Origin of the sequence: Bacillus sp. B1-b2 (genome assembly GCF_009183415.1) — a bacterium.
Lineage (GTDB): Bacteria > Bacillota > Bacilli > Bacillales > Cytobacillaceae > Niallia.
The window spans coordinates 1-21630 of sequence record NZ_WEHU01000041.1 but is presented as its reverse complement, the minus strand read 5'-3'; the positions used below and the strand labels follow the sequence as shown (position 1 = coordinate 21630).

Genomic DNA, 21630 nt, shown 5'->3' with positions numbered 1-21630 from the left:
TCCTCCTCATTATTCATTACTCATCTATATTCGCAACTATAGTATTCACTAATTTTATTCCCTAAACTTGATTAATCAATGCCCAAAGTTGTGACAACTGCTATATTTTACTATAATACAAACATAAAAGAAATGAGATTAGCTAACTAACAGCAAAGTCTTATAATTCAGGAGGGTATATATGTCGAAAGAAAGTTCATTTGATATTGTGTCAAAGGTTGATTTTGCGGAAGTAACAAATGCCGTTCAACTTGCTATGAAAGAAATCCAGAACCGCTATGATTTTAAAGGAAGTAAAAGCTCTATTTCATTAGAGAAAGAAGAATTAGTTCTTGTTTCAGATGATGAGTATAAATTAGAACAACTAAAAGATGTGCTTATTAGCAAAATGTTCAAGCGTAATATTCCTATTAAAAATCTAGACTACGGAAAAATCGAAGGAGCATCTGGTGGTACTGTACGCCAAAGAGCTAAATTAGTTCAAGGAATTGACAGAGATAATGCTAAAATCATTAATGCTTTAATTAAAAACAGTGGCCTTAAAATAAAAAGTCAGCAACAAGATGATCAAATTCGAGTGACAGCTAAAAGTCGCGATGATCTTCAAAAGATTATTGCAGCTGTAAAAGACGAATCAAAAATCTCCATAGATGTACAATTTGTTAACTATCGATAATATTAAAAGATGGATTCTTACACAGGATCCATCTTTTTTCAGCTTCACTCTCCTACTCCATCCTATTTTTTCCACGTTTAGGAAACTGAAATAGGGAAAAATAACATACATACATGAAATCAAAAGGAGTGGATTAAATGAGTACAAATCAAAATATACAACAAACCTTTCCCCCTCAACATCAAAACCAACAACCAGGAATCCAAACAGAAATGAATCCCCTACCAAAGGATGTAAATCCCAATTATAAGGGATCCGAAAAATTAAAAGGAAAAGTAGCCATTATAACAGGTGGAGATAGTGGTATTGGCCGTTCTGTAGCAGTTTATTATGCAAAAGAAGGGGCAGATGTAGTGCTTGTCTATTTAAACGAGCATGATGATGCCCAAAAAACAAAGGAAATGGTGGAGGCAGAAGGGTTAAAATGTTTAACCATTTCTGGAGATATAGGAGATGAAACCTTCTGCAAAAAAGTCGTAGAGCAAACGATATCAGAGTTTGGTAAAGTGAATATTCTTGTGAATAATGCTGCAGAGCAACATCCGCAGCAGTCATTACTAGACATTACAGCAGAACAGCTTGAAAAAACATTTAGAACCAATATTTTTTCTATGTTCTATTTAACAAAAGCTACTCTACCACATCTACAAACTGGTGATTCTATTATTAATACAACTTCTATCACTGCTTATAAAGGAAATGAAACGCTAATAGATTACTCTTCAACTAAGGGAGCTATTACTTCCTTTACACGATCTTTATCTCAATCACTTGCCGAACAAGGAATTCGTGTGAACGGAGTAGCTCCTGGTCCAATATGGACTCCGCTTATTCCTTCTACCTTTGATAGCGAGAAAGTATCTGTATTTGGAGGAGATACACCATTTAAGCGTGCTGGACAACCGTCTGAGCTTGCACCAGCTTATGTATACCTAGCAAGTGAAGATTCCTCTTATGTTACAGGACAAGTAATCCATGTAAACGGTGGACATGTGGTTAACGGATGATACGAAGAAGAACGGGTTAATTAGCTCGTTCTTCTTTTTTTTTACTTCCTTTTTAAAATCTCTATAATTTGTCAAAACTAGTGAATAAATAATAGAGATTTTAGGGAGTGTTGGAGAAATGACCATAGATTTACCATCTATTTATCACAGAAGTGGAGATAATTACTGTTATTTATTAGATGAAAGTACGCTACAAATTCGTATACGAACAAAAAAAGATAATATTGATCAGATAGAGCTAATATATGGAGATCAATATGAAATAAGCGATTATCGCTGGAATACCCATCGAATAGAAATGAAAAAAGTTGGCAATGATTCTTTATTTGATTATTGGCAAGGTACTTTAGTTAACCAAAAAAGAGTACGCTATGGCTTCACTTTATTCTCTAACTATGATCATATAACCTATACAGAAAAGGGCTTCTTTCCATTTGTACCTGAGAATCCTGGCTTCTATTTTTGTATGCCTTATTTACATAAAAAAGATGTTTTCACTCCACCATCTTGGGTTCATCAAACTATTTGGTATCAAATTTTCCCCGAAAGATTTCGGAATGGAGATTCCTCATTAAATCCGAATGCAACGATAGCATGGGGACAAGAGGAACCGAGTTATGATAATTTTTTCGGTGGGGATATTCAAGGAATAATAGATGCTTTAGACTATCTACAAGATTTAGGTATTAACGGTATCTATCTCACTCCAGTTTTTCATGCAAAAAGTAATCATAAATACGATACTATAGACTACTTACAGATTGATCCTCAATTTGGTGATACAGCAATGGTAAAAAAGTTAGTAGAAGAGTGCCATAAACGGCATATTCGAGTCATGCTAGATGCTGTTTTTAATCACTGTGGATATGAGTTCCCTCCTTTTCAAGATGTAATAGACAATGGTGAATCATCTCGTTATAAAGATTGGTTTCACATACACCACTTCCCTTTAAAGGAAAAGGAAAATCTAACCTATGATACATTCGGTTTTTATGAACAAATGCCTAAATTTAATACGGCAAATCATGAAGTAAAAGAGTATCTATTGCATGTAGCAAAGCATTGGATTATAGAATGTAATATTGACGGTTGGAGATTAGATGTAGCAAATGAAATTGATCATGATTTCTGGAGAGAATTTCGAACCGTTGTAAAAAAATTAAAACCCGACTTGTTTATCCTTGGAGAGGTTTGGCATGATTCGCTTCCATGGCTTCGCGGAGATCAATTTGACTCAACTATGAATTATCCATTTTTAACAAAAGCCTTACAGTTCTTTGCATACGATATGATTACAGCTGTGCAATTCACCAATGAGATGACAACTAATTATTATGCTTATCCTACGCCAATAAACCAGGTATTATTTAATATATTAGGTAGTCACGACACCCCTAGAATTTTACATGAATGCAGTTATCGCAAAGAACGAGTAAAACTCTTATTTACATTTTTGCTTACTCATCCAGGCTCTCCTTGTATTTATTATGGAGATGAAGTTGGATTGGGTGGTGGCAGTGATCCTGGTTGTAGAAAATGCATGCCTTGGGATGACAACAAACAAGACTTAGAGTTAAAAGCTTATATAAAAAGACTTATTCAAGTTAGAAAGCAGAGTATTTTGTTCACCAATAATAGTGAATTCTGTTACTTACCAGCCTCTAACAGTTGTATAGCATATCTCACTCAAACTAAAGGAGAAATTCTCCTTACTATCCTAAATAAAAGTGCAGAAGAAACACAATATCTTTTACCTTTTCCGCTTCGGGGTAAAAAGATTTCCCTCTTACTCACAGAAGAAGAATATGCAGCCGAATCAGACGACCTTGCAGTAATCCTTGGCCCTTTTGAGAGTAGCATTCTTCACTTTGATATGAATTATGAATTTGTCCAGGTGAGATGAATGAATAAAAGGACAATATTAAAACTAAAAAAAGAAGGACTTAAATCTAAAGTTCTTCTCAGGCTGTCGAGAAAGCCCTCAATGTAATAGAGTGCGAATATAAAGTAGTATATTTAATCAATCCACTGAATAAGGGGATGATTTCCGTTACAGGGGTTCGCTTTCCGTGGGGCTCGCGCTGAGCCGCGGTCTGCCTTTGGCCTGCAGGGTCTCAGCTGTCTCGCAGATCCCACAGGAGTCTCACCCCTTCCACTCCAATCATCTGGATAAAAATTCTATTTGATCTTTCTAATATACTTTCTCTACAAGCTGAGAAGGACTTAAATAAAGTTCTTCTCTTTTTTCTGTAAAAAGGATTGTATCTCTACATAAATCATACTATGATTTACTAATATATTACTGATTGAACATTGGAGGGAATTAATTGAATCAGCAAGCTTCAGGAAAATCTATTGGTTTTCCTCTTTTAGTGTCCATTATAGCTATCTCTTTTTCTGCTATTTTTGTAAAGTGGTCTGATGCACCTGCTACCATCTTGAGTATGTATCGTATGTGGCTAGCATGTCTTCTCATGTTACCAATGGTTTTTATACATAAGCATGATTTTAAGAAGCTGCAAAAACGAGACTGGTCCTTTTTATTTTTCTCTGGGACATTTCTAGCTCTTCACTTTGCTTTATGGTTTAGTTCATTGAAATTTACAACCGTAGCAAGCTCGACTATTATTCTAGCACTACAACCAATTGTTTCTTTATTAGGTGGATTTCTTTTCTTTAGAGAAAGATCAACTGCTCAAGCTATTATGACAATGGGCATTGCCATTATAGGAGCAGTGATGATTGGATGGGGAGATATTGGGTTGAGTAACACTGCTTTATTAGGAGATTTCCTTTCCTTCTTAAGCGTAATTGCCGTTGTAGGTTACTTATTAATCGGACAGAATATCATAAAAAAAATGACCCATTGGATTTATACATTTACCGTTTTCTTTTTTGCTGCATGTGTTCTCACAATCTATAATATTGTTGCAGGTGTGGCACTTACTGGGTACTCTCTTAATGAGTGGGGAATCTTCTTATTACTAGCAATCGTGCCTACCCTTTCACATATTATTAATAACTGGTTATTAAATTATGTGAATGCTACGACTATATCTATGAGTATACTAGGTGAGCCCGTTGGAGCTACTCTATTAGCAGTCATCCTATTAAATGAAAAATTAGTACCTTGGCAAATAGTCGGTGGAATCCTTGTATTAGCTGGAGTATTCTTCTTTCTCTTCCAACAACAAAAACCAAAACCCGTTATTGTTAAAGAAGAAATTGTTTAGACAATACATTGTTTTTAGGAAGTAATTTTTCAGATAACCGAATCATTATTCTTCTAACAATAAAACTTTTAATACTCTAAAGAAACCTCAGCGCATACTGAGGTTTCAATTTGTAAAAAAAAGATTGTGTCCATTAAAATTCGAATAATTTAGGTGGCATTAGTTTGTCGAGAACTTGCATAGGTAATGAACTAACTGAATATGGGGATGATTTCCGTTACAGAGGTTCGCTTTCCGTGGGGTTTTATAGTCAAAGGCTCTATCTTTATTTTCGGAGGCTTAAAAGGTGTAGAGTATGTATTTAAGCTCCCTTATTGATATTTCATTGGGCCAGCCATTTGTATTATCTCGATGTTTTCCATCTTCATTAGCTTAAGCTATATAGACCACATTACAGAAGCTTTTGAGGTCTTGCCATTCTTACTCAATGTACCCTTGCAGTTCATCATACCAAGCTTTTTATTATTCCTCTTATTACTCAAGAAAAGAAAGAAAAACAAACAATCCATACATACATCGGGGTAGACTGACATACAGCCTACCCTGTTAACCTTAATCTACCACATTTATATTATAATCCTTAAACCAATGATGGATCTGTACTAAATGTGCTAATAACTGTGGTCCTGTCATCAATTGTCCGAACCATGGTTCTTTAAATGCAGAACCTTGAGTATCAATAATATTCTTTAATTGCTCTTGATTAAAGAATTCGTACAATGCAGAGCTCTTATCATCTAAAGCCGTTGTTAACATATCAGTCACTGTTTTTGTATAGATTGGGTTATGCGTTTTTGGATAAGGACTCTTCTTACGATAAAGTACTTCATCAGGTAGAATTCCTTCTAGAGCTTTACGTAATAATCCCTTTTCTCTACCCATATAATTCTTCATTTCCCAAGGTACATTCCAAACATATTCAACTAAACGGTGATCTGCGAAAGGTACACGCACTTCTAGACTTGCTCCCATACTCATTCTATCTTTGCGCTCTAATAATGTTGTCATAAACCATAATTGGTTTAGATAAAATAATTCTCTACGCTTTGCTTCCTCTTTGCTTTCTCCCTCTAACCTAGGAGTTTCTGCAATGGTTTGATTATATTTATCCATCATATAATCTTTTAAGTTTAATTTAGAGCTCCAAGAATCTTTCAACAGATTTTGACGTTCCTCAATAGATCTCATCCATGGAAAGCCACCTCTTTGCAAATCCGCTTCTCTTCTAAACCATGGGTACCCACCAAAGATTTCATCAGCACATTCTCCAGATAAACTTACAACAAAATCCTTTTTCATTTCACGACAAAACCATAATAAAGAAGAATCCACATCTGCCATTCCAGGAACATCACGAACAGTTACTGCCTCATGTAAAAATTCAGCTAAAGTATCCTGTGTAATCACACAATTGTGATGAATAGTACCAAATGTATCTGTCATTTTCTTGATAAAGACTCCATCTGAATTCGGCTGGAATTCATTCGCTTTAAAGAATTTATCGTTTCCTTCATAATCAATCGAATACGTATGCAGCGGTCCTTTACCACTATTGGCAAATTCAGTTGCAGCGATTGCTGTAATAGCACTAGAATCTACACCACCAGAAAGAAAAGTGCTTAGAGGTACATCTGATACCAGTTGTCTCGTTACAGCATCTTTAAATAAGAATCTTACTTTTTCTACGGTTTCATCAAATGTATCTGTATGCTCTTCACTTTTTACATTCCAATAGCGCCATACCTTTAAACCCTCTTGAGAGAATTTTAATGCATGCCCTGGACGCAATTCTTTTATTCCTTTAAAGATGCCACTACCAGGTGTATGAGATGGTCCGAGTGCAAATACTTCTGCTAAGCCTTCACGATCTAATTCTGACTTAACATTTGGATTTGCAAGCAATGCTTTAATTTCGGAACCAAAGATGAAGCTAGTTCCTACCTCTGTATAGAATAGTGGTTTTACCCCTAATCGATCTCGACCAATAAATAAAGAATTACGCAATTCATCCCAAACAGCAAAAGCAAAAATTCCATTTAAGTATTGTAAACATTCTTCTCCCCATTCGATATAGGAAGCAAGTAAAACTTCTGTATCAGAATGACCATTAAATGAATATCCTTTTATTAGTAGTTCTTTTCTAATATCTTCTGTATTGTACAACTCACCATTGTAGCAAATTGTATAATTCGATCCTTGCTTTTCTTTTGTCATTGGTTGAATACCATTCAGTGGATCAACCACTACTAATCGTTTATGACCAAATCCTACATGCAATCGCGTCCAGATATTTGTGTCATCAGGACCTCTTTTTGACAGTGTTTCTGCCATTGCTTCTACCGTTTCCGATTCTTTTCTTAAATCTTTCTTATAATCAACCCAACCTGTTATTCCACACATCGACAATCATCCTTCCTTTCGTGGGAACTAGTGATTAGATACCAATCAGTATGGAGTATCATATGCGCCCAATAAAAAATGGTTATTTGTCCTATAAAATTTTTTTTGAAACAAAAAGAGCAAACTTTCTAAAATAAGCCTTTCTTAAAATTTATAGAAAGAAAAAGACAAATGGGTTATAAAAGTACGTTTTAATGTCTAAAAAGTATTTATGTATGTGTATTTTGGGAGGTTTACAATGAAAAATCAGCAGAGAGCTAAACTTATCGAATTTCAAACCCGTGCCTTCACTAAAGGTTCTGTTGAATACATTAATGAACAGTGGATCTTTTTTGATGAGGGAACAGAAGATGCTTCCATGCTAGAAGAATATAATCATCAGGAAATAGAAATATTCTCTTTTAATAGATGGAGAAAAGGAATCTTATTAGAAGATGGCAAAGTGAATATATCTGATTCAGTACATTTTTTAAGTAATGATGACACAATACGTATTAGGAAGCATCTTGTTTTCGCGTTAGAGGAATTATTAAATGAGCTTAGCGATGATTGTTTTTACCAATTTATCACAACGTTAAATTCCATGAAGTTTTCTATTTATGATTGTATTTATTGTTATAATCACCTTACCTTTGTAAAAGACGAAAAAAGAAAAAACGGAGTAAACATGATGATTTTTGATAATGAAGAAGGATTATGTAGTGTCAATCATCATTTCTTTTATAATAATAACAACACAGATCGCTTTGAATTTACCCTAAACACTGGAAAAAGAATGATTGTAGAAAAACTTACTTCATAAATTGTAAAATTGTAATAGTATGGAGTGTAGCCTTGAGGTTTGTTTTCTTTTATCCCCAAGGCTTCTTACATAATATAGTGTTAAGTATGTTCGTAAAACTCCTTTAAAAAGGTTTAGCCTCAGCAAGATTGCATTTTTGTTCATAAAACCAAAATGACTATAAGTAAACCTCCCTTAAATCGTAATTATTACGATTTAAGGGAGGTGTTTATCCTTCTTCTTTTAACGTGATTAACCATTTATTATTTAGCAGAAATACTCCAGCGAAACGGATCATTTAAGGAAGACCAATCACTATGATACTCTTCATCTGTTAACAAGCACTCATCTAATTCTTTTGTAATTAAATCTACATCTAAATCTATACCAATAAACACCAGTTTGGTATGACGATCGCCATGCTCATTATCCCAGTTTTCTCTTAGTGTAGGATTATATTGTAATATCTCTTTTTGTCTGTTTTCAGGAAGAGAAGCTACCCAATACGAAATAGGTTCAATCTTCACAGATGGACCTGCTTGAGATAATAGAAGTGCTAAGTTATTTCTTGAGGCACACCATGCAATTCCTTTTGCACGTACAATTTGTATTGGCATACTTCCACACCAATCATTAAATCTAGTAGAGTGAAATGGTCTTTTCCTTGCATAAACAAATGAACTGATGCCATATTCCTCTGTTTCAGGAGTATGATTTGCTGTTCCTATGTTAAGCTCCTTTAACCAACCTGCTGATTCACTTGCTTTATCAAAATCAAATAAATTCGTATTTAATATGTCTCTTGGGTCAATCTCACTATTAATCGTCCGAATTATCTTTGCTTCTGGCTGTAATGTTTTAATCACTTGCTCCAGTTTTGCTAAATCTTCTTCCTGTACCAAATCGCATTTATTTAGAAGTAATACATTACAAAACTCTATTTGATCTAATAATAAATCCGCAATATTTCTATCATCTACTTCACTTATAGCTTCTTTTCGATCTAGAAGTGAATCCCCTGATTCAAAGTCATGCATAAATCGGTAAGCATCTACTACTGTTACCATTGTATCTAGCTGACAAAATTTTGTTAAATCAATTCCTAATTCTTCATCAATATAAGAAAAAGTTTGAGCAACTGGGACAGGTTCACTTATACCAGAAGATTCAATTAGAATATAGTCAATATCTCCTTGGCTTGCTAGCTTTTCTACCTCCACAAGTAAATCTTCTCGCAGAGTACAGCAAATACACCCATTGGACATTTCTACTAACTTTTCCTCTGTTCGAGAGAAACCTCCTTGTGTTTGAACTAGCTCACTATCTATATTCACTTCACTCATGTCATTTACAATTACGGCTACTTTCAATCCTTCTCGATTGTTTAAAATATGGTTTAGCAAAGTCGTTTTTCCTGATCCTAGATATCCACTTAAAACAGTAACTGGTATTCTTTTTGTCATGTCACTAGTCCTCCCTTATCCTTTATAAGCAGTTTATTATTCTCTCTGCAGCTTGTCTTGCACCTGATATATTACGAGCAATAGGACCAATTTCTAGCTCTGCTAAAGCACCTGTAACATATAAATCTTTATCCCATTGAAGGTCATGATTGACAATAGGATATCCACATTCTGAAGTCGGTAATTTATAGGAGTTCACCATTGGTTCTATCCATTCTCGACCAGGTAAAGCTAGCAAAAAACCTGTTGCTAATAATACCGTACCAGCTTTTACAATTAGCTCATTATCTTTGTCCAATAAAAGGAGCTTATTATTCTCTCTTTCTCCTTGACTTATTTCTATATCTTTAATGGATAAGCTTTCTCTCTTTTCAAGTGCTTTTAGTTTCATGTAAATCTCCCTTGGCACAGATCCCTTATTTCGCGCTGTCGTAATTTCGTTCCTTCTATGTAAATAGCTATCTAATTTCTGATAAGCATTTTGCTTCTTAGGACCTAACCAACCTGGATCACTATCAAAATCATGCACTCGAAATGGATGTCTCATTAATAATGTAACTTGCTTAGGGAATAATTGGCTTAATTTAATGGCTAAATGTGCTGCTGTAATTCCGCCACCAACTATAGCAATATCTCTTTCCAACTGTTCTGTATTTAAAAGGGTTTTATTAAAAATATGAAAAATATTTTGGCTTTGCTTTATTAATGGAGATGCCCAGCTTGGAATATTCAGTTGCTCACCAACGCCTATAGCTATGACCACTTTTTTAGATAAAACCTTCTGTCCATCTTTTAGTTCAACTTGCCACCCATCCCTACTTTTCATCACCTTTGAAACATCACCTTTAACCCATGCGTCTTTAAGTGACATTTCCTTAACAAGAAAATCACAATGCTCGTTAAACAAAGATAAAGATGGTCGCTTATAAGGTCCATAAAACACCGTTTGTTTAGTATAAGCATGCTTCTTTACATATGTTTGAAGACTGTAAGGATCTTCATCTAAGTGATGTACAAAAGGAGAACGTAAAAAAGGCATGGAGATCTTCTTCGTATTCTGTTTCCAATTCACTAAAGGTTCTGCGTTTCGATCTATAATGGCAAGCTTATCTATTGTGACTTTTTTGGATTTTAGCAAATGCAGAGCAAGTGTTACACCTTGTACGCCTCCACCTATAATGATCCACTCTAACATGAACATTCTCCTTTAACTATGATACAAATACAAAGGTCCACTTCTTTCTTGGATGCTTGCTTGATTGCTTTCCATCAGCAGAATAATCAATCCATTTAAGTCCATTTATTCTTCTTACTATCACAGAATCAATTTCAGCTTGAGCCTCATCCATTATTTTCTTTACAGTGGCTATGTCCAAGGAGAAATATCTTGCGGCCTCCTTGAAGGGAGAATGATTATACATTAATTGAACAAAATGCTTTTCACTTACTGCTAGTTCTTCTAACTCCAGTTCTTTGCTTTCTATATACTGATATATTTCTCGTTTATTAGCTGGCAAACTAGAAATAGCACTTCGATACAGCAAGTTCACTAAAGCAGGATGAGTGTCGGCCATTTTATTCCCTCCTTCTTGTTAAAATAAAACCGTCAAATATCTGACGGCTTTATTATTCTTACCAACTTGATTTTTTCACACCAGGAATTTGACCTTTATGGGCATATTCTCTAAAAGCAATACGAGACATTTTAAATTTTCTTAGATAACCTCTTGGTCTCCCAGTTACCTCACATCTACTTTTTAAGCGAGTTGGAGAAGAATCTCTAGGTAATTTTCTTAATGCTTCATAATCTCCTTTTTCTTTTAATTCCATTCGTAGTGCAGCATATTTCTCCACCATTGCTTCTCGTTTTTTCTGTTTTACTACTTTTGATTTTTTTGCCATATTCTTTTTCCTCCATTTTCCTAATATTAAAACGTAATTATTACGATTTACATCTTAAAAATTTTTTCCTACTTCGTTTCACGGTGTAATGTACGTTTTTTTAACCTTGGGCAGTATTTCATCAATTCGATACGATCTGGATTTGTTCGCTTATTCTTCGTTGTAATATAGTTTCTGTCTCCTGTTTCTGTACATGCTAAAGTGATATTCACTCTCATTTCCTTGTTCTCCTATAGGTATATTTTTTATATTACAAATGGTGGTATTGGATCAGTAAACTGGGTCCAGTCCATCTTCATTTCTTCTTCTGTTAGTAAACAATGATTCAGGTCTTCTACTATCTTCATTTGATTCATCTTTATCCCTATAAACACTAATTCAGTTAGACGATTTTCGTGGGATTGTTTTGGCTCTAAAAATGTATCTTCCCAAAAGCCAGCCCCATCTATTGTCAGGGATGGTCCTGCTTGTGAAAGTAACCCCGCTATATCATTTCTTGAGGCTAACCAAATAAATCCTTTTGCACGCACTATTTCCTTCGGCCAATTTTCTATCCAATTCATTAGCCTTTCAGGATGAAATGGCTTATTTTTACGATAAACAAAGGAAGATATACCATACTCTTCTGTTTCTGGAATATGCTCTTCATTCAACTCTTTTATCCATCCAGCACTTTGACTAGCTGTTTCTAAATCAAAAAGTCCAGTATGTAAGACTTCTTTTAATGGTACACAAGAATAGTGACTCTCTATTATCTTGGCACATGGATTAAGCTTTTGTATAACTGCCTTCAATTCAGCCAGTTCCATTTTGGAGACCAAATCCGTCTTGTTCAAAATAAGAACATCTGCAAACTCAATTTGATCCACTAATAAGTCTGCCACCTCCCTTTCATCTAATTCATCTACTGCTTGCTTACGTTCTAATAACGTTTCTCCTGATGCATAATCATGCCAAAAGCGATTAGCATCTAGTACAGTTACCATAGTATCTAAGGTACAAAATTGTGATAAGTCAATTCCTACCGCTTCATCGACATAGCTAAAGCTTTGAGCTACAGGAATTGGCTCGCTGATTCCACTAGACTCTATAACGATATAATCTATGTCACCAAGTGCGGCAAGTTTTTCTACCTCTTTTATTAAATCTTCTCTAAGCGTACAGCAGATACAACCATTTTGCATTTCGACTAGTTTTTCATCTGTTCTAGAAAAACCACCTTGTTTTACTAAAGTAGCATCTATGTTTACCTCAGACATATCATTAACAATTACTGCTACCTTTAAATTCTCTCTATTAGAAAGAATATGATTAAGGAGAGTTGTTTTTCCTGATCCAAGATAACCACTTAAAACCGTTACGGGTATCTTACTTTCTTTCAACTATATCACCTCCGTACACAAATCGTAACCATTACGATTTGTTGAGTAAAAAAATGCATCAACAGCAGTAGTTAATCAAATTATTTAACATTTATAAATTCTATTTGAAAAAAAAGAAAAAAGCAACCCTTTTTTGTAAAATCTTGAAGAAAGTCAAAACGCAGACCATCCATATATCACTTCTATCAATCTCTTTCCTCCTATATCAACTTCTTCCTTTCCTATTATCTCGCCACCAATCTTTTCATAAAACTGGCATGCTGGATTTTCTTCAAGTGCTGCAATAATCATAGTGTTATACCCTATTTCCTTTAAGTATTCTACCACTTTATTTACCAATAATTTTCCAATCCCTTGTCCTTGATAATCCTCTAACAAATATATAGCATAAAGTTCTCCTTCATATCCTCTATATTTTCCACTTCTTTCTACACCACCGTTTGCAAAACCCACTATCTCCCCACGCTCATTTTCAGCAACAAATACACTTCCATTAGGGATGACCTTCTGCCAAAGCTCCTCTCTTTTCTCATAAGATAAGCTAGTTAAATAGTCATCTGGTACAATTCCTTTATAAGTAGAACGCCAGCTATCCACTTGAACCTTCGCAACTCCTTTAACATCAGAAAGGGTAGCTTTTCGTATGTTCATTCTTGCTCCTCCTTTGTATCTACTTCTTTGTTTTCTCTAGTTTTAACTGAATATCTAATTGTTAACTACATAAATTTAACATATTAAATGGACGATAAAGGTTTTTCATTTTGTTTATGCTAATTCCTCCATACTCTATTTATTAACACCTGATTCTTCCCTATAGTCAGTTTAAATACATCTGGATTCGTCAACTTTTTCCACTCATAATACCCTATAGATGCTTGATAATACTTTAATAGTAAAGCTAATAAGTTTCCATGTGTCATAATGGCAAGAGTATCTTCTAATCTATTTAAATAATCTTGTATAGCCAGTATACCTCTATTCATAGCCTGAATACTAGACTCTCCTCCTTCTAGGATAAGATCTAAATCTGCAAAAGATTCCTCTAAGTGAAATTGCCAATTTTCTATACTAACAGGACTAAGAACTCTTTCCACCAGCCGTTCATCTTGAAGAATAGAAATGTTTAACCCTACTGTTAAAGGTCGAATGGACTCCATTGCTCTTCTATAAGTACTAGATATCACCAACTGAATTCCCTTTTCTTTCAATAAATTTGCTAACTGGATAGATTGCTCTTTCCCCTTCAAGGTTAATGCTGCATCTGGACCTTGTCCTTCCGCTTCACAATGTCGTATAAGATAGATTGTTTTACTATTCTCCATTGTCACACCCTCTTAGAATGATAGTATGAATATAATATCAAAGATTTGGAAATATAACACCTATCACAAATGAGAATACCCTTCTAAACGAAGCTAAACACTTGGTGTACTTCGTTTAGAAGGGTTATTCTGTTAAGAAACTTATGATCTAATCTTGCACTTATTTATACAACCACACTAACATATCTCCTTCTCCTCTATTTCCCCATGCATAATAAGGAATAAGGGTGATACTACTTTTCTCCATTTCCGCTTGATAATTAAATTGATAGAGATTGCTCTCCCAACTTTCATGCAGCATTTCTTTTTTCGCCTCGATTTTTATTTGTGTAACTCCATTTAAAACCTCTTCTTTATACATTACCTCTCCCAAAGCAATTTTTTCTACATTTACATGATATGTTTGTAGTTTATCCTCGTTATCAATTGATTCTGCACAATAAACAAATGGTCCTCTTTGTACAGCAAGTCTGTTAACATCTGATACTACATTAGGGTTTGCCGTAATCGCGAATATAGGTGTTTCAAAGGTAAGCTCTATCACTTCTTCCTCCCATACCTTTTTAAGAACGGCATAACCATTATCCAGATTCAATGCTTGCTGTACTCCATTTACACGTATAATGGCATTTTTGGTCCATTCTGGAATGCGGATTTTAAAGGTAACTTCTTTCCCATTACTTGATAAATAATAGCTAACTCTGTTGCTCTTTGGGAATTCTGTTCTCTGCTCTACCTTTAAGTCTTCTATTTGTGTTTCACTAGAAACAAATAGATTGCTATAAACCGTTTTATTTTCTTGATCCCATGTATATAAGTAGCGTTGAATAGAACCAATAGTACGTGCAAAGTTAGGCGGACAACATGCACAGCCGAGCCATTCAGGTCTTTGTGTTTTCACATGACCTTGACCTGGATTTTGCTTACTAAAAGCTGGATATACCTCTAATGGGTTTACATAAAAGAAATGTTCTCCATCAATTGCTGCTCCAGATAATATACCATTGTATAAAGCCCGCTCAATAACTGCCATATATTCTGCCTTTGGTTCAATTTTAAATAATTCGTAAGCAAAATAGATTAATGCAATAGATGCACAGGTTTCACAATACATCGTATCATTTGGTAAATCATAATCTCCTGTAAATGCTTCGCCATGAACTGTTGAACCAACTCCTGCAGTGACATACATTTTTTTCGTAGTGACATTTGTCCATATATGTTTACAAGCTTGTAATAGCTCTTCATCATTCGTATGCTTAGCAATTCTCGCCATTCCAGTTGCCATGTAAAGCATACGAACAGCATGACCTTCTGCGGTTGTTTGATTTTTTGGTTGTGTATATGCCTGTAGATACGTTAAATTAATTCTTGGATGGCTATCCGATAGTCCATCTCTATTATTTTGTTCTACTTGTTTTTCGTAGAATTTAGGATCCTTTCCTCTTATATCTGTAAAGAAATTCGCTAATGCTAAGTATTTCTTTTCCCCTGTGAACTCATAAAGCTTTACTAAAGCTAGCTCAATTTCTTGATGGCCATCTGCACCTTGAATCTTACCTTCTTCATATCCGAAATGTGCTTCTATATGATCAATTACCTTTAATGCAATCGTTAAAAGCTCACTTTTACCTGTCGCTTCTGTATAACCAATGGCAGCTTCAATTAAATGCCCTGCACAGTATAGCTCATGACTATAATGCAGCTCTCTATATTTTAAATTCGGAAACTTTAATTGAAAGAAAGTATCTAAATATCCATCTTCTTCCTGTGCCTTACCGATGAGCTCAATAACACTATCTGCAAGCTCTTCAAGTTCTTTATCTGGCGTTATTTCCAAGCTATAAGCAACTGCTTCTAACCATTTATACACATCACTATCTTGGAAGAACCACCCATAATGCTCTCCTTCATTAATTCCAGCTGCTATACGAAAGTTTTCAATAGCATTACTTTTCTCTGCAGGTAGACTCTCATCTTCCCTTTCTCGTTCAATGTTAATATCAATACTGTTATCCATTACTTTGTATTGATAAGGAATTGTCTTTTCCTTGATATTGTTAACGTAATAACTCCAAAAGGAATCCTTTAATTTTGCCTGACTTAGTGCAAGTTCTTTTAACATCTGTTTCACTCCTAATAGCAATATAATGATATCGTTTTCATTATTCTACCTGTTTCTACTTTATCTGTAAGTAGAATAGGCTATAGATATGGTGGACAAAAGCTAGATGAACCTGCTAATATTTTTATCAAAAGGGAGTGGAAATTCATGATTAATGATAATATACACAAAATTATAAATGGCCCTGTGACTTTTCATTCAGCTGGATTATTTGTTTCGGACGTTCCATGGGCACACGCTCCTCGTAAAAACCCAAATGAAGAGATCATTATAGGTATCTCTGGAATACTTTTTTTAGAGGTAGACAATCTTACATATGAAATAAAAGAAAATGACTTTATTTACATCCCTGCAGGAGTTTCTTTTAGAGGACATAAAACCTCCAATAAAGGCTTGTCTTTTTATTGGTTTCATTTTCAATTTCCTCAAGACACGAAGGAATTTACCATGCTACCCCTTCCCTCAGATGAACAACAGATAGCGGAGATATCGTTGCCATTATTTTCGACTACTATAAATCTATCTAAAGCTATTATTCTTATCAATCAACTTATATCAGGCATGAAATCAGTACAGTTCAATAAAGCATTCCTTCATTATTTAGTAACAAGTATTCTATTAGAAATAAGTGAAGCAGCACGGTTAAGTCAAGAAGTTCAAATTCTGAAAGAACCGCGTCACCGCTTCTTACATTTTGTCATGGAGTGGATACAAATGAACATTACTAACTCTTTAACAATAGAGGATATCGCTAATCATTTTGGATATAACAAGGCCTATTTGTCTCATACCTTTTCCAAAAATACGGGAATGACTATTAGTCAATTTATCCTGCAAGCTAGATTGGATAAAGCTAAGTCTCTGTTATTAAATTCCAATGATTCTATTACAAAAATAGCTATCGATTGTGGTTTTAAGGATGAAAAGTATTTTATGAGAGTCTTTAAAAAACAAGAACAAATGACTCCTAGTGCTTTTCGTTCTGCCTTAAGACATATAAAACTAAACAACATTTAGTAAAGCAAGCTAGTAAACTTCCAATTGAGAATCATTCCCCTATTAATCTTTTTGTTAATAACAAACTATTTGTTAAGAAAATATTTACAGAGATTAATTTACATGTTATCTTTTATATAATAAAGACGTTTTCATTAACCTATACGAAAGAAGGGGTACTGCATGCAACTGGGGATAGATAGTTCATCTTTAGTGGTATATGAAGCATTGGCTAGTGAAGTTCGAATGACCATCATTCGCCTACTGTCAAAAAACAAAATGAACATCAAAGAACTTGCAGAACAATTAGGAATAAGTAGTGCTATTGTTACAAAACATGTTAAAAAGCTAGAAGATGCAGGCTTAATTAAAACAGAGAAGATTCCTGGTAAATCAGGATTACAAAAAATCTCCATGCTAAAGGTAGATCATATTGAAATAAACTTTCCAAAAAAGATTTACCATTCTTTTGCTTGTTATGAAACTTCTGTACCTATTGGGCATTACACAGATTATGATTTAAAGCCTACTTGTGGCTTAGCCTCTGAGAAGGATTTCATTGGGAAAGTAGACGAACCGAAGCTTTTTATGGATCCTAAAAGAGTAGATGCTGAAATTCTATGGTTTACGCAAGGGTTTATTCAATACAATATCCCAAACTTCTTAAAGAATGATGAAAAAATCCAACAATTTGAAATCAGTTTAGAGATGTGTTCAGAATTCCCATTTGCTAATGACAACTGGCCATCAGATATCACCTTCTCTCTAAATGGATTAGAACTAGGAACATGGAGAAGTCCTGGAGATTTCGCTGACACAAGAGGAAAGCTAACTCCTGATTGGTGGCCGCATAATCTAAATCAATATGGACTTTTAAAGACATTACGAATTACCAATCATGGTACTTATATTGAGGGAGATCCCATCTCTGAAATTACCATCAATGACCTAGATGAAACCGTTGATCGCTGGACCTTCCGAATAGAAGTGAAAGAAGATGCAGAATATGTTGGTGGAGCAACTCTTTTCGGCAAAAAATTCGGGAACCATCCACAAGATATTGTGTTTAAATTGTATTACTTGTAAGAAATGAAATAATGTAGAAGATAACTTTTTCTTATTATTACTTACTAAAAGGAAAGAACTCTATCTCATACCTTGCTTATTTCAAAAAACAAATCTAAAAAAATATGAGGCTGGATAGAAGTATTTTAGTCAACAATAACGCCAAACAATTAGACGGAAAGCACATTCATTCCTTCGTTTAATTGTTTGGTTTTATTTATTTGAAACTATATTAGTAACTCCTGGAATGAAGCGGGAAACATTTGACTCCTGACGGGTTTGAGGAGAGGTACTGAAAAAGCACTACTATTTTTAGCTTCCTATAGAAAACCCACTGAATGCAGATTTATCGCTGTTTTCCGAGGCTTATTGGTCGCTTTCCATAGGGCGAGTGCTGAGCACTTTCCTCCAATCTCGCAGTTCCTGTAGGAGTCGACCAGACACCTCTCCAAACGATGAAGTATTGTTTTTTAATGGAACGTATTGATTCTTAAAGTGGTAAATTGCGATGTTTAAACACGACAATTGCTGCTGAATAAGTAAAAATTCCAATTACGAAAAGAATAAGTGAAGGTATGAATATCTCCGCATCACCACTTGCTATTTCACTAGGACTGTATAATGAGAAAGGTGTTATGTTCCTCACCCATTCAAAATCCAAGCTGATTTTCCCTACCATATCTAATCCATAAAATATAAAAGTTAAAGCACCAGCTATACCAAGTGATTTTTTTTCGTCGTTGCATAAAGATGAGACTAAAAAAGAATATCCTCCAACCACAAAAAACAATAGAAATCCAACAAAGTTTATCTGGAAAAATGCATTAAAGTTAAGTGAGTATTGTTCATCTATTATTATTTCTCCAGCAATGATACCACCTAAGAATGTTAATAATACTATAAGCAGTAATCCGATAATCAAGACTAATGCCTGAGTAAAAGCTATTTGACTACGAGAAACTTTTGTAGAAAGTAAATAAGCCATAGACCCCCTATCAACGAGATGTGCCAATAATTGAGTTGCAGTCATTACACTAAAAACACCTAAAATAATAGGAAATAACAGACCGAAATATTCAGCAGAAATAAATCCACCATAACTATTTAACGAATCAAAGCCAAGTACGTTTTTCAGATTGTCAGGAAGTATCTTTATTAATTGGTTTATTGCTTCAGTATTATCTGCAAACAAGGGATATAAAGAAGTCATTAAAACTACATAGAATGCCGAGCCAAATCCAAAACTAAGAAAGTTTTTCAAATGCAGTTTTACCATTTGCATGAGAAGAGGCATACTCATTTCCCAGCCTCCTTTGAGTCATAGTAATTCATAAAAACATCTTCTAAACTTTGACTAACACTACTTATATTTGTAACATTACATTTAGACAATTCTTTGATTAGCTCATTGTAATCACCCTGGACCACAATACGAACTACGTTTCCGTTTGTATTTTCAATGATTAAATTAGAAGTTTGAATTTTTTCTACATCATTTTTATTATCAAGCGTAATATCATAAATTTTTCGTTGCATAAATTGAAGATCATTAATTTTTTTTACAGTCACTATCCTTCCATCTTTTATAATAGCAGCTCTATCACAAGTTCTCTCTATTTCTGCAAAACTGTGGGAAGACATGATAAATGTTTTCCCTTTTGCTTTCTCTTCTAATACAAGCTCGATAAAGGTTTTTTGCATTAAAGGGTCTAAGCCTGATGATGGTTCGTCTAATATATATACTTCAGGATTGTGCATAAATGTAACAACAATTCCTACTTTCTGTTTCATCCCTTTTGACATTTTCCGAATTGGTGTATTAGGATCAAATTGAAGCCGATCAATTAATTCATTTCTCCTTTTCTTATCCTTTAGTCCTTGCATTCCTGCCATTAATTTAATAAATTCCAATCCGTTTATTCCATCCATAAAGGAAATTTCTCCTGGTAAATAACCTATTTTTTCTCTTGCCTTTTCTTGTTGTTCCCAGGTATTAAATCCATGGATAATAGCAGTTCCTTTTTGCGGCTTTATATATCCCATCAAATGACGAATCGTTGTGGACTTTCCAGCTCCATTTGGTCCAAGGAATCCGAACACTTCTCCTTTTTCCACCCCGAAGGTTACATCAAATATTCCTCTTCCATTTGAAAACTGTTGGGTCAGACCATGAATTTGTATCATATAACCTCTCCCCTTTAAAGTGAAATTTCCCCAGATATATTTGTTAACAAATAGGATTAAATAATATATATGTACTTATATAAAAAAAGAGCTTTAAAAAAGACAAATACTCGAAATTAGCATCATTAAGTAAATCTAGATTCTTTATAAACCCTGTATATTTTGCATGTATTCGTTCTACTCCATAAATATCATAAATGCGATATTTCAGAAAAACAGGAACGCTAGAACCAATGTTATCAATAATTTTTAGAAAAATATTAATCCCTTTAACAATTCCCTCCCCTCTTTTATCTCTATAACAACAAGTTATCGCATTACACTAGTGTACTTATTATACGAATTTTCTTTAACTAAGTTTCAATAAGATAATTTTCAACTAATCTTCCTTTACAATAAGAAATAGGGCACTCATCTTTATTAAAGGAAAGCACCCTATATGTATTCAAGCCTTACATTTTATAAGCATACTAATAATATTTTCAGAAACCTTTTGCTAAAAAAAACGTATATAGCTATTAACTAAATGGAAAAAGAGGTAAAGAAATTGAGTGATAATAAATCTTTTAAAGAAGAAACCTTTCGTATGAAACTATTCATTATCATTACTATTACTTTCCTACTCATTGCTTCAATCTCCTTCATATTGGGTTTATTCTTTTTTGGAACAGTGGGTCTTTTTAACATATTAGGCGTGCATTATGATTCCATTCGTTCTATTATACTTTTTGTACTTGCATATTTCCTAATTAGCTTTATCAGTGATATCTTAGTTAAAGTGATGAAAGCCTTCATGGTACATTCAAAAAAATGGAATGATTCACAGATTACTATGGGATACTTTGTTATCTCCTTTTTAGTAAATTTAATGCTCATCTCTTTTATAAATAAATTCATGCATTCCATAGAGATTAATCTATGGACCCAAGTGATTATGGCTATCATCTTAGCTATATTAGATATAGTTTTTGACACTAGCGTCGCATTAAAATAACGTATCACACTTAATTAATCTAAATTTTCTGCATTCTATCCATTACACAAAAAAATCCTTTATAATGGTCTGGTGGTAGTAACCTATCCAAATCCAATAT

At 34.2% G+C, this 21630-nt stretch carries 20 protein-coding genes; 8 read left to right on the top strand and 12 right to left on the bottom strand.

The window, feature by feature from the left end; translation table 11 throughout:
- Nucleotides 1-181 precede the first annotated feature (181 nt).
- The 4 genes from F9279_RS22895 to F9279_RS22880 all read left to right on the top strand — a co-directional run bounded on the left by F9279_RS22895 (nucleotide 182) and on the right by F9279_RS22880 (nucleotide 4916).
- The gene (locus F9279_RS22895; protein ID WP_152116453.1) at nucleotides 182-676 is read left to right on the top strand and encodes a YajQ family cyclic di-GMP-binding protein; all 495 of its coding nucleotides are present in this window, start codon (nucleotides 182-184) and stop codon (nucleotides 674-676) included.
- Between the two features lie 137 nt (nucleotides 677-813).
- Nucleotides 814-1683 (top strand): SDR family oxidoreductase, encoded by an 870-nt coding sequence (locus F9279_RS22890; RefSeq protein ID WP_152116452.1) that lies wholly within the window; start codon nucleotides 814-816, stop codon nucleotides 1681-1683.
- A 118-nt stretch (nucleotides 1684-1801) separates the two neighbouring features.
- Nucleotides 1802-3586: a glycoside hydrolase family 13 protein gene (locus tag F9279_RS22885; RefSeq protein ID WP_152116451.1), complete on the top strand. Its 1785-nt coding sequence runs from the start codon at nucleotides 1802-1804 to the stop codon at nucleotides 3584-3586.
- 424 nt (nucleotides 3587-4010) lie between these two features.
- Complete coding sequence (locus F9279_RS22880; RefSeq protein ID WP_152116450.1) at nucleotides 4011-4916, top strand: DMT family transporter; 906 nt, start codon at nucleotides 4011-4013, stop codon at nucleotides 4914-4916.
- A gap of 552 nt (nucleotides 4917-5468) precedes the next feature.
- Here the strand turns inward: F9279_RS22880 and asnB are convergent.
- The gene (gene asnB, locus F9279_RS22875; RefSeq protein WP_152116449.1) at nucleotides 5469-7316 is read right to left on the bottom strand and encodes an asparagine synthase (glutamine-hydrolyzing); all 1848 of its coding nucleotides are present in this window, start codon (nucleotides 7314-7316) and stop codon (nucleotides 5469-5471) included.
- Nucleotides 7317-7554: 238 nt separating this feature from the next.
- Here asnB and F9279_RS22870 point away from each other — a divergent pair, with 238 nt between their 5' ends.
- Nucleotides 7555-8118 (top strand): DUF2777 domain-containing protein, encoded by a 564-nt coding sequence (locus F9279_RS22870; RefSeq protein WP_152116448.1) that lies wholly within the window; start codon nucleotides 7555-7557, stop codon nucleotides 8116-8118.
- Nucleotides 8119-8360: 242 nt separating this feature from the next.
- Here the strand turns inward: F9279_RS22870 and F9279_RS22865 are convergent, their stop codons facing one another.
- The 9 genes from F9279_RS22865 to F9279_RS22825 form a co-directional block, all read right to left on the bottom strand.
- Entirely contained in the window at nucleotides 8361-9560 is a 1200-nt protein-coding gene (locus F9279_RS22865; protein WP_152116447.1) for a GTP-binding protein, read from the bottom strand.
- Between the two features lie 22 nt (nucleotides 9561-9582).
- Nucleotides 9583-10755, bottom strand: coding sequence for an FAD/NAD(P)-binding protein (locus F9279_RS22860; protein ID WP_152116446.1), 1173 nt, complete (start codon nucleotides 10753-10755; stop codon nucleotides 9583-9585).
- Nucleotides 10756-10771: 16 nt separating this feature from the next.
- Nucleotides 10772-11134, bottom strand: coding sequence for a hypothetical protein (locus F9279_RS22855; RefSeq protein ID WP_152116445.1), 363 nt, complete (start codon nucleotides 11132-11134; stop codon nucleotides 10772-10774).
- Between the two features lie 58 nt (nucleotides 11135-11192).
- Nucleotides 11193-11462 (bottom strand): 30S ribosomal protein S14, encoded by a 270-nt coding sequence (gene rpsN, locus F9279_RS22850; RefSeq protein WP_152116444.1) that lies wholly within the window; start codon nucleotides 11460-11462, stop codon nucleotides 11193-11195.
- 68 nt (nucleotides 11463-11530) lie between these two features.
- Entirely contained in the window at nucleotides 11531-11680 is a 150-nt protein-coding gene (gene rpmG, locus F9279_RS22845) for a 50S ribosomal protein L33 (RefSeq protein WP_152116443.1), read from the bottom strand.
- Nucleotides 11681-11707: 27 nt separating this feature from the next.
- Entirely contained in the window at nucleotides 11708-12844 is a 1137-nt protein-coding gene (locus F9279_RS22840) for a GTP-binding protein (RefSeq protein WP_152116442.1), read from the bottom strand.
- A gap of 153 nt (nucleotides 12845-12997) precedes the next feature.
- A complete protein-coding gene (locus tag F9279_RS22835; protein ID WP_152116441.1) occupies nucleotides 12998-13495 on the bottom strand; it encodes a GNAT family N-acetyltransferase in 498 nt (165 codons plus the stop codon).
- 119 nt (nucleotides 13496-13614) lie between these two features.
- Complete coding sequence (locus F9279_RS22830; RefSeq protein ID WP_152116440.1) at nucleotides 13615-14166, bottom strand: histidine phosphatase family protein; 552 nt, start codon at nucleotides 14164-14166, stop codon at nucleotides 13615-13617.
- Between the two features lie 160 nt (nucleotides 14167-14326).
- Nucleotides 14327-16291, bottom strand: coding sequence for a glycoside hydrolase family 127 protein (locus tag F9279_RS22825; RefSeq protein ID WP_152116439.1), 1965 nt, complete (start codon nucleotides 16289-16291; stop codon nucleotides 14327-14329).
- A 147-nt stretch (nucleotides 16292-16438) separates the two neighbouring features.
- Between F9279_RS22825 and F9279_RS22820 the strand changes: the two genes are divergently transcribed.
- Both F9279_RS22820 and F9279_RS22815 read left to right on the top strand, forming a co-directional pair.
- Nucleotides 16439-17308 carry an AraC family transcriptional regulator gene (locus F9279_RS22820; protein ID WP_152116438.1) on the top strand — a complete coding sequence of 290 codons (870 nt, stop codon included), beginning with the start codon at nucleotides 16439-16441 and terminating at the stop codon, nucleotides 17306-17308.
- 162 nt (nucleotides 17309-17470) lie between these two features.
- A complete protein-coding gene (locus F9279_RS22815) occupies nucleotides 17471-18373 on the top strand; it encodes an ArsR/SmtB family transcription factor (RefSeq protein ID WP_152116437.1) in 903 nt (300 codons plus the stop codon).
- 469 nt (nucleotides 18374-18842) lie between these two features.
- On the opposite strand, the gene F9279_RS22810 is transcribed toward F9279_RS22815, so the two are convergent.
- Both F9279_RS22810 and F9279_RS22805 read right to left on the bottom strand, forming a co-directional pair.
- Entirely contained in the window at nucleotides 18843-19652 is an 810-nt protein-coding gene (locus F9279_RS22810; protein WP_152116436.1) for an ABC transporter permease subunit, read from the bottom strand.
- Nucleotides 19649-20536 (bottom strand): ABC transporter ATP-binding protein, encoded by an 888-nt coding sequence (locus tag F9279_RS22805; protein ID WP_152116435.1) that lies wholly within the window; start codon nucleotides 20534-20536, stop codon nucleotides 19649-19651. Before F9279_RS22805 ends, F9279_RS22810 begins: the two co-directional genes overlap by 4 nt.
- 547 nt (nucleotides 20537-21083) lie before the next feature.
- Between F9279_RS22805 and F9279_RS22800 the strand changes: the two genes are divergently transcribed.
- Nucleotides 21084-21530: a YrvL family regulatory protein gene (locus tag F9279_RS22800; RefSeq protein ID WP_193224681.1), complete on the top strand. Its 447-nt coding sequence runs from the start codon at nucleotides 21084-21086 to the stop codon at nucleotides 21528-21530.
- Nucleotides 21531-21630: the final 100 nt, after the last annotated feature.